Consider the following 9,371-nt stretch of genomic DNA (forward strand, 5'->3'; position numbering starts at 1 on the left):
GCATGTGGCAGGCTGGGGCGACGCCTCCGGCCCGCCCCGCGAACGACCCCCACCGCCGGTGAGAGTCCGTTCCGACGGCCGTTGGAGGCGACGCCGAACGGGCGCCCGCAAGGCAGGGCGTGCCGCGCGGGAGGGCGCGGCCCGCGGCCGGATGCGGGGCGAGCCGAGACGCGAGAGGTGGCCAAGCCGGGTGAGCAAGATCGTCGACGGGCTGATCAACCTGCCGCCCTGGCTGGTCCTGCTGGTGGCATTCGCGCTGCCGGCGGCGGAGGCGTCGATCTTCGTCGGCGTCGTGTTCCCGGGCGAGATCGCGATCATCGTGGCCGGGGTGCTCGCCCACGCCCACAAGCTGCCGCTATGGCTGGTCATCGTCGTCGGGACGCTGGGCGCCGTGATCGGTGACAGCATCGGCTACGAGGTCGGCGCCCGCTACGGGGACTGGGTGCTCGCGCGGCTGCCCAAGCGGCTGGTCAAGCCGGAGCACGTCGAGCAGGGCCGGGCGCTGCTGCGCCGCCGCGGCGGCTGGGCCGTGCTGATCGGGCGGTTCACCGCCGCGCTGCGCGCGCTCGTGCCCGGGCTCGCCGGCACCAGCCGGCTGCCCTACCGGACCTTCCTGCCGTACAACCTCGTCGGCGGCCTCGCCTGGGTGACGATGTCCGCGCTGATCGGCTACATCGCGGGCGCCAGCTACAAGGCGGCCGAGCACCAGGTGAGCCTGATCTCCGGCGGGCTGCTCGCGCTGATCGTGCTGGTCGTGCTCCACCAGATCGCCCGCAAGTCGCAGCGGGTGCAGTCCTGGCTCGCGCGGCACCGTTACAAGCTGCCCGACCGGTGGCTGACCGCCTCGGTGCTGATGCTCACGGCCGGCGGCTGGCTGCTCGCCGGCCTCGTCCAGGACGCCCAGGGCCCGACCGGGGCGGCGAGCTCCGACTCCAGGCTGCTGCACGACGTCATCGGCTACCAACGGGCCTGGCTGACGCCGGTGGCCCGCGGGATCACCACCCTGGGCGCCTGGCCAGTCGCCTACGGGGTCGTCGTCGTGCTCGGCGGGCTGGTGGCATGGCGAGCCCGGAACCGGGTGCTGCCGCTGTGCTCGGTCGCGTTGCTCGGGGCCGGCCAGGGCGTCCGGCTGGCGATCAGCCACGCCGTCGCCCGGCCGCGGCCGCCCAGGGGGCTCTGGCTCACCGGAGCGGATGGCTACTCGTTCCCGTCCGGCCACACGACCCTGGCGACGATCGCCTACGGACTGGCCGGCCTGCTACTGCTCCGGCTGCTGCCGGCATCGAGGCTGGCTACAGTGCTCGTCAGCCTGGTGGCGGCGGTGCTCGCGGCCGCGGTCGGGGTGTCCCGGGTGTATCTCGGCGTCCACTGGCCCAGCGACGTCGCCGGTGGCTGGTCCCTCGGCGTCGGGTGGCTGGCCCTCGCCACGACGGTCTACACGCTGGTCCGGCTGGTCCGGCTCCGGAGGTCGGCCAACCGCCTGGTGCCCGCGGAGGCCGCCCCCGAGCCACAGGTCGTCAGCCCCGCACCCTGAGCCCGCCGACGGACCCGGGCCGCCTCGGTGGGACGGAACCCTGCCCTGATTGAAGGCCCCGAATTGGGCTGACCTGGGCGGAAACACGGTTTTGCTAGAGTCCGGGCGCCCGCGACAGCGACGTCGCGCCCCGTTCGCCCGGCTAGCGAGGACGTTCGATGCCCCTCACCGTGCTGTTCATGCCTGAGTCGGCCTACGGCCCGACCAACCAGTGCATCGGGCTGGGCAAGGTGCTGCTCGACCGGGGTCACACCGTCGTCTTCGCCGCGGAGCGGTCCTGGGAGGGCAAGCTCGCGCCGTACGGGTTCGTCGAGGCGCTCGTCGACCTGGCGCCGCCTGCGGCGGGCGCAGGCGAGGAGGTCGCCGGGCAGTTCTGGATCGACTTCATCAACGAGACGGCGCCGGAGTTCCGCAAGCCGACGATCGAGCAGCTGGAGACGTTCGTCGCGCCCACCTACCAGGCGCTCATCGATGGCGCGAAGTACTGCGAGGCGCAACTCAAGGCGATCATCGCCGAGCATCAGCCAGACGTGCTGGTCGAGGACAACGTGATCGCCTTTCCGGCGCTCACCACCGCTGCCGGCGCGTTCGTGCGCATCGTGTCCTGCAACCCGCTCGAGGTACGCGGCGACGACATCGCGCCAGCGTTCGCCGGCTACCCCGAGGACGACCGGTCACAATGGGACGCGTTCCTCGCTGAGTTCGACCGGACGCATCAGGCGATGTGGGCGCAGTTCAACGAGTGGGTGCAGGCTCAGGGCGCGAAGCCGCTGGCCAAGCGGGACTACATCGAGACCTCGGCGCACGCGAACCTGTACGTCTACCCAGCGGAGCTCGACTACACGGACGCCCGGCCGCTCGATGCCACCTGGCACCGGCTCGACTCAAGCGTCCGCGAGACCGACGACGCCTACGACCTGCCGGGCCAGTTCGTCACCCGCGACCCCGATTCGGCGCTGGTGTACCTGTCGCTCGGCTCGCTCGGCAGCGCGGACGTCGGCCTGATGCAGCGGCTCATCGACGTGCTGGCCACCACCCGGCACAAGCTGATCGTCAGCCTGGGCCCCCGGGCCGAGGAGCTCAAGCTCGGCCCGAACATGGTCGGCGCGGCGATGCTGCCACAGACGACGATCATCCCGGAGGTCGACCTGGTGATCACTCACGGCGGCAACAACACAACGACCGAGTGCCTACACTTCGGCAAGCCGATGATCCTGCTGCCGCTGTTCTGGGACCAGTACGACAACGCACAGCGGGTCGACGAGCGTAGCTACGGCATCCGGCTGTCGACCTATGGCTTCGCCGACGACGAGCTGACCGGCGCGGTCGACCGGCTGTTCGCCGACACGGCGCTGCGGGCGAGGCTGGACGCCGTCGGCGCGGCGATCCGGGGCCGGGACGGGCTGCGTACCGGCGCCGGCCTCATCGAGCGGGTCGGGCTGGATCACATCGCCGCCCGTGGCTGACGGGTCCCCGACGCTGCCGCTGGTCGTCGAGCTCGTCGATGGCGCCTGGCGGGCCCGGCCGAGCGGTTCCGGTGCGGGAATCGCCCTGCTTACGCTGTTGGGCTCGGGCGGGGCTGTTCCGGACGGCTTCAGGATCCTCCGCGGGGTGAGCCGGCCGTTCGAGGCGACCGAGCGGAGGGTGGCGGCCGACCAGACCAACGAGTCCTGGATCATCGGCGAAGCCGCCGTCGTCAAGTGGACGACCGAACCGCTGGTCGGGCCACAGCCGGACCGGTTGCGCCGGCTCGTCGAGGCCGGGTTCGGCCAGACGCCGGCGCTGTGGGGAATGGTCGAGTGGCGCACGCCGGACGGGCACTGGGTGCCTGTCGCGACCGTCAACGATCTCGTTCCCGGCGCGGAGGACGGCTGGACCTGGTGCGTCGACGAGGCCCGGCGCGCGCTCGCGGCCTCAGGTCCGCCTGCCACGCCGCCAGCTCCGCGCGGCAGCGGCGACGGCGCCGGGAGGGTGGGCCAGCCCTTCGGTGCGGAGCTGGGTGCGCTCACCGCCGCGATGCACCTGGCCCTGGCCGACCAGCCCGCCGCGACAGCCTCCCCCCGCGAGGCGCTGGCCTGGCTGGCGGCGGCAGAGGAACTGCTGGGCCAGACGCGCTCGCCGCTGTTGGACGCGCACCGCGACACGATCGCGGCGGCGCTGGGCCCACTCGGCAGGGCCGCTGGGACACCGCTCGTCGCGGCCCACGGCGACTTTCACGTCGGCCAGCTGCTGCGCGCGCCCGGCGGCCCGCTGTTCGTGATCGACTTCGACGGCAACCCGACGCTGACCCCACAGCAGCGCAGCGCGCCGCAGCCGGCCGCGCTCGACATCGCCGGGATGCTCATGTCTCTGGAGAACGTCGGGCACGTGGTCCGTCGTTACGCTCCCGAGGTTCCCGACGCCGCGGCCGCCGCGTGGACCGCCTGCGTCCAGGCCGAGTTCCTCTACGGCTACCGGGCCAGCCTCGCCTCGGCCGGGCGGGGTGAGCTGTTGGACGAGTCGTTGCTGGAGGCCTACGGCTGGCAGCAGCTGTGCCGCGAGCTTGCCTACGCCGATGGTCATCTGCCGCGCTGGCGTTACGTACCGGAGGGCGCGCTGCGGCGCCGGTTCGGCCCGGCCGCCGGACAAGCGCCAGCCGCCGGCCATGAGGAAGCCTGACGGACGCCGAGCTGTTCCGCGCGGACCTGGAGGCGAAGCCGGCCCGGCTGCGCGAGCTGTCCGCCCAGGTCAGCGGCCTGTGGGCCGGGGTCGACACCGACCGGCCGATCCTGTTGCTCGGGATGGGCTCGTCGCACTACGCGGGCGGGGTCGTCGCGGCCCGGCTGCGGGCGGCGGGCGGGCGGGCGGTGGCCGAGCTCGCCAGCAACGAGCTCCTTCCCCGGCTTCGGCCCGGCACCCTGGTGATCGCGGTGTCCGCGTCGGGCGGCTCGCGCAGGTGGCTGACGGCACGCAGGGTGCCCGGCCCGGCGGTGTGGTTCTCGTGCTCGGTTATCTCGATGATCAGGCGATCGCGATGGGGCACTCCCCGGACGAGATCGGCCAGCGCGGTGGCGACGGTGCTCGGCGAGGCATTGACCGCCAGCTTCATCCCAGGGGGAATGCTGGGGATCGCGTCGACGGCGCGCGCGACCGCACGCCCGGTCGACGGATCCGTGGGACGACATCCCGGCCATAAGGCTCGAGCCACTGCCCGGCGTGGTCGAAACAACCAGCGGCGGGAAGCACTGTGGAATGAGATGCGTCGTCGTGGGTGCGACCGGATACATCGGAAGCCGGCTCATCCCCGAGCTGCTCGCCAGGGGGCATACGGTGCGGGCCGCCGCGCGCAGCCCGGCCCGGCTGGCCGGGGTGCCGTGGCTGGACCAGGTCGAACTGGTCAGGGCCGACGTCGGCGACCCGGGCCAGGTGGCCGCCGCCCTGGCGGGCCAGGACGTCCTCTACTACCTCGTGCACTCCCTGCACCAGCGCGACTTCGTCGAGCGCGACCGGGCCGCGGCCCGCACGGTCGCGCTGGCCGCCCGGCGGGCCGGGGTGCGGCGGATCATCTACCTCGGCGGGATCAGCCCGGCCGGGCAGCGGCTGTCCGCGCACCTCGCCTCGCGCGAGGAGGTCGGGCTGAAGCTGCTCGGCTCCGGGGTGCCCACGGTGGTGCTGCGGGCCGCCGTGGTGATCGGCTCGGGATCCGCCAGCTTCGAGATGCTTCGTTACCTCACCGAACGGCTCCCAGCCATGGTCACGCCACGCTGGGTACGGTCGCGTGTTCAGCCCATCGCCATCCGTGACGTGCTCTATTACCTGACCCGAACCGCCGAACTGGTACCGGCCGAAGTCAACCGCGGCTTTGACATCGGAGGTCCCGAGGTTCTGACGTACTGGGAGATGATGTGCCGCTACGCGGCGGTCGCCGGCCTGCCCCGCCGCGTCGTGGTTCCCGTCCCGCTGCTCACGCCGTGGTTGTCGGCCCAGTGGGTCAACCTCGTCACGCCGGTGCCGCGCAGCATCGCCGTCCCGCTGATCTCCTCACTCGTCCACGAGGTCGTCTGCCGCGACCACGACCTCGCCGCCTACGTCCCCGACCCGGCCCGCGGCCTGACCGGCTACGACGAGGCGGTCACGCTGGCGCTGGCGCGGACCAGACAGGCCGACGTGCCGTCGCGGTGGGCCCGCGCCACTGCACCGCGAGCCCGTCCGTTCTCGCCGTCGGACCCGCTGCCGACCGATCCGGACTGGTCCGGCGGGACCGTCTACCAGGACGTGCGCGAGCTGGCCACGGCGGCGGAGCCGGCCCGGCTGTGGCGGGTCATCGAGGCCGTCGGCACCGAGAACGGCCGTCGCGCCATCCCCACCGCCTGGCCAGCCTCGACCGGCTCCGGCCGCCTCGCCCGGTACGCCGAGGCCTTGCGCCGCCGGGTGCTCCGGCCGGCCGGGAGCGCCGACACCGCCCTGGCCGGCTGGCGCGTCGAGGACGTCGAACGACCACGCCGGCTCCGGCTGCGCGCGCGGCTTCGCCTGCCGGGCCAGGCCTGGCTCGAACTCTCAGCAGCCCCCGCCGCCCAGGGATCCGTCTATCGGCAACGCGCGATCTTCGAGCCGCATGGCCTCCTCGGCCAGGTCTGCTGGAAGTCCTTCGCGCCGGTGCGCGGCGTCGTCCTGGGCCGGATGGCGCGCACCATCGCCGCGGCGGCCGAGCAGCCGGCGCCCGTGGGCCAGCCGTGGTGACGACGCTCGCCGTGTTCACCCGGGACCTGCGGGTGCACGACAACCCCATGCTCGCCGCGGCCGTCGCCGAGGCCGAGCACACGGTGCCGCTGTTCGTACTGGACCCGGCGATGGCGCGGCCCGCCTTCGCCGCCGGCGGCCGGCAGCGCTTCCTCGCCGAGAGCCTCGCCGATCTCGACCGGTCAGTGCGGGGGCTGGGCGGGCGCCTGGTGGTCCGGGCCGGCCACCCGGTCGAGCAGGTCTGCCGGATCGCGGACGAGGTCAACGCCGGCACGGTGCACCTGGCCGCGGACTGCTCGGGGTACGCACAGCGGCGCGAGGAGGCGCTGAACTCGGCGCTGGCGGAGCGCGGGCGAACGCTGCGCTGCCACGACGAGGCCCACGCCGTGGTTGGGCCAGGCCGGGTGACCCCGGCCGGCCGGGACCACTACGCCGTCTTCGGCGCCTACCACCGGCGGTGGGAGGCGGCCGGCTGGCGGCGGGTCGTCCCGCCTCCACATCGAATCCGGCTACCGGCCGTCGACCCGGGCAAGCTGCCACCCACCGACGGGCCAGCCGGCGACGGCGGGTTTCCGGGCGGTGAGACCGCGGGCCGGGCGCGGGCCGAGAACTGGCTGAGCCAGAGCATCGACGACTACGACGTCCGCCGGGACCAGCTCCCGGCGGACGCCACGTCCCGGCTGTCGCCCTACCTGCACCTGGGCTGCCTGTCGGCGCTGGAGCTCGCGACCCGGGCCGGGACGAGCGGGCCGGCCCGCGCCTTCGTGCGCCAGCTCGCCTGGCGGGACTTCTTCCACCAGCTCCTGGCCGCCCGACCGGACGCGGCGCACGAGGACTACCGCGCCGCGCGGCGCACCTGGCGCGACGATCCGATGGCGCTGGACGCGTGGCGCTCCGGCCACACCGGCATCCCCATCGTCGACGCCGGCATGCGTCAGCTGCTGGCCGAGGGCTGGCTGCCCAACCGGGCTCGGATGATCACCGCGAGCTTCCTCACGAAGACTCTCGGCCTCGACTGGCGCACCGGCGCCGCCCACTACACCGAACATCTGCTCGACGCGGACGCGGCGAACAACAGCCTGAACTGGCAGTGGGTCGCCGGCACCGGCACCCGGCCGGGGCGCGTCCTGAACCCCCTGCGCCAGGCCGAGCGGTTCGACCCCAACGGCGTCTACGTGCGACGGCACGTGCCGGAGCTGGCAGGCCTGGCGGGGCGCGCTGTCCATCGACCGTGGCGGCTGACTGACGGCGACCGGGCCGCGCCCGGCTACCCGCAGCCGCTGCCTGGCCTGGCGGAACGGCTGGGCGCGGAGCGACTCTGACCCGCTCGCGTGGTCGTCGTCACGGCCCATACTCGCCCGCGCTGTGACGACTGGATCCCGCATGGCCGGCCACCGACCCCGAGACTCCCGAGGTCGGTGACCGGCCACCACCGGCCCCCCGTGCCGCGAAGGCAGGTTATCCACCCGCCACGCTGGGACAACGCCCCTTGCGGCGACACGACGTCCCGGCTGTCCCGTCCCGTCCTGTTTCGCCGGTCAGACTGGGAGAATCCCCCGCGACGGGTACTCCACGTGCTCGCCAGAAGCGGGCAAGGCGACCGGTCGGCGTCGTGCCCGCGGCGGCGGCGCCCCGCCTGACCCGACCTGAAGGAGCGCGACCTGATGACGGAGCCGAAGGTGGATCCGGCGCCAGACCCCGCGTCGGTCTCGACCGAGGAGGAGCTGCGGGTCGCCGTGCTCGCCCTGCTGGGCGACTCCTACGACCGGGCCGTGGAGCGGCGGACGGGGCTGTCCAAGACGACGGTCAACGACGTCCGCAACGAGCGCCGGCGGCTGACGGCGAAGACCCTCACCCTGATCGTCGAGGCCTACGACCCGTACCGGCGCGAGGACTGGCTGGCGGCCTGGCGACGGGTCCGGGCCCGCTCCGATCGAAACGGGGCCGCGCCGGCCACCGATGACGAGGCCCAGACGGCCGAATCCGGAGATCGTCCGACGGGTTTCAGCCCGGTGGCTGGCGACCCGGACGCCGCCGCGCGGACGGTGGCAGCCGGCAACGGGTTCGCACGGGCAGGCGCCCACTGGCCCGCGGACGCCGACCCGACCGCGGCGACCGACGGCCGCCGGGGTGCCGGTCGGTGGACCCGGTCAGGACTGGTGGGAGCCGGGCTCTGGCGATCGGTCTCGCTGACCATCGGCGTCGCCCTCCTGGCGAGCGCGGGCGCCGCGCTGATCACCTACTTCGCGATGCGCGGCGACGTGGCCGCCCCCACGACACCGGTGCCGACGGATACCGCCACGGCACCCGGCGGCCCCGAGCGGCTTCTCCCGGGCCAGGCCCCGCCGCTGGGGCCAGGCGGTCCCGGCGCCGCGTGGCCGGTCGGCGGCCTCGGCCCGCCGCGCGTCGACCAGAGCCCGGCCACGCCCGGCGCCGCCCCTGTCGCCGGCGGCTGCTACTCCCTGCCGCTGGCGACGAAGGCCGACGTGGTGGCCGGCCCGGGAGGCGACGCGGCCGGTCCCCGGCTCACCGAGCTGCGCTACACCTTCTACCCGGCCTGGCATCCGTCGCTGGCCTTCGGCGGCCGGCTCAGCGCACCGGTTCCGCGCGACACGCGGCTCGTCCTCGCCGCCTGGGCCGATCCGAGCACGAGCGACTCCACCAACGATCACAACCGGGGTAACGGGCGTTACTACCCCGGCGACGACCTGGCGACGACCAACCAGAACTGCTTCACGGTCCCGCCCTACAACCTGAGCTACGGCGGATACCCCGGGATCACGACCCGCCTTTACGCGATGCTGGTCAAGTCGACGGACGTGGTGCGCTTCCTGCGGGCCGCCGGCCGGGGCGCGGGCCTGACCGACACCGACCTCGCGGGCTGGAACATCCGAGTCCTCGGCTACGCCATCGTGCCGTCCAAGGCCATGTGACAGGCCGGCCGACTTGGCCGTGAGCGGGCGTCAGAACTGGCCGCGACTGGCTTGGCCCCGTTCGGCCGGCCGGTTTCGCCGAGCTTGATCGCCGTCTTGGCGCTCCCGGGGCCGGGCTCGCAGCCGTTTCGCGACCATCGGAGGGCGAAGACGGCAATCAGGCCAGCTCGGCGACCGTGGCGTTC

The 9,371-nt window shown here is 73.7% G+C and carries 7 protein-coding genes; 6 read left to right on the forward strand and 1 reads right to left on the reverse strand.

Annotated features, from left to right (window positions below; all coding sequences use genetic code 11):
* The first annotated feature begins 190 nt into the window (after positions 1–190).
* From FRADC12_RS28330 to FRADC12_RS10915, 3 genes are all read left to right on the forward strand, one after another.
* Positions 191–1,534, forward strand: a complete 1,344-nt coding sequence (locus tag FRADC12_RS28330; RefSeq protein ID WP_084010585.1) for a bifunctional DedA family/phosphatase PAP2 family protein — start codon at positions 191–193, stop codon at positions 1,532–1,534.
* Between the two features lie 158 nt (positions 1,535–1,692).
* Complete coding sequence (locus FRADC12_RS10910; RefSeq protein ID WP_045876564.1) at positions 1,693–3,000, forward strand: nucleotide disphospho-sugar-binding domain-containing protein; 1,308 nt, start codon at positions 1,693–1,695, stop codon at positions 2,998–3,000.
* Entirely contained in the window at positions 2,993–4,192 is a 1,200-nt protein-coding gene (locus tag FRADC12_RS10915) for an aminoglycoside phosphotransferase (protein WP_045876565.1), read from the forward strand. The genes FRADC12_RS10910 and FRADC12_RS10915 overlap by 8 nt, the downstream gene beginning before the upstream one ends.
* A gap of 136 nt (positions 4,193–4,328) precedes the next feature.
* Here the strand turns inward: FRADC12_RS10915 and FRADC12_RS32170 are convergent, their stop codons facing one another.
* Positions 4,329–4,622 (reverse strand): EAL domain-containing protein, encoded by a 294-nt coding sequence (locus FRADC12_RS32170; RefSeq protein WP_045876566.1) that lies wholly within the window; start codon positions 4,620–4,622, stop codon positions 4,329–4,331.
* A gap of 158 nt (positions 4,623–4,780) precedes the next feature.
* Between FRADC12_RS32170 and FRADC12_RS10925 the strand changes: the two genes are divergently transcribed.
* From FRADC12_RS10925 to FRADC12_RS10935, 3 genes are all read left to right on the forward strand, one after another.
* Positions 4,781–6,253, forward strand: a complete 1,473-nt coding sequence (locus tag FRADC12_RS10925; protein ID WP_232303725.1) for a DUF2867 domain-containing protein — start codon at positions 4,781–4,783, stop codon at positions 6,251–6,253.
* Positions 6,247–7,575: a cryptochrome/photolyase family protein gene (locus tag FRADC12_RS10930; protein ID WP_045876568.1), complete on the forward strand. Its 1,329-nt coding sequence runs from the start codon at positions 6,247–6,249 to the stop codon at positions 7,573–7,575. Before FRADC12_RS10925 ends, FRADC12_RS10930 begins: the two co-directional genes overlap by 7 nt.
* Before the next feature lie 342 nt (positions 7,576–7,917).
* Positions 7,918–9,186: a hypothetical protein gene (locus tag FRADC12_RS10935; protein WP_045876569.1), complete on the forward strand. Its 1,269-nt coding sequence runs from the start codon at positions 7,918–7,920 to the stop codon at positions 9,184–9,186.
* Positions 9,187–9,371 lie beyond the last annotated feature (185 nt).

Source organism: Pseudofrankia sp. DC12, from assembly GCF_000966285.1.
In the GTDB taxonomy this organism is placed as follows: domain Bacteria; phylum Actinomycetota; class Actinomycetes; order Frankiales; family Frankiaceae; genus Pseudofrankia.

Bases quoted from the DNA above. Each gene is read 5' to 3' on its own strand.
- FRADC12_RS10910 (WP_045876564.1), top strand. From the start codon at position 1,693: ATGCCCCTCACCGTGCTGTTCATGCCTGAGTCGGCCTACGGCCCGACC.
- FRADC12_RS32170 (WP_045876566.1), bottom strand. From the start codon at position 4,622: ATGAAGCTGGCGGTCAATGCCTCGCCGAGCACCGTCGCCACCGCGCTG.
- FRADC12_RS10935 (WP_045876569.1), top strand. From the start codon at position 7,918: ATGACGGAGCCGAAGGTGGATCCGGCGCCAGACCCCGCGTCGGTCTCG.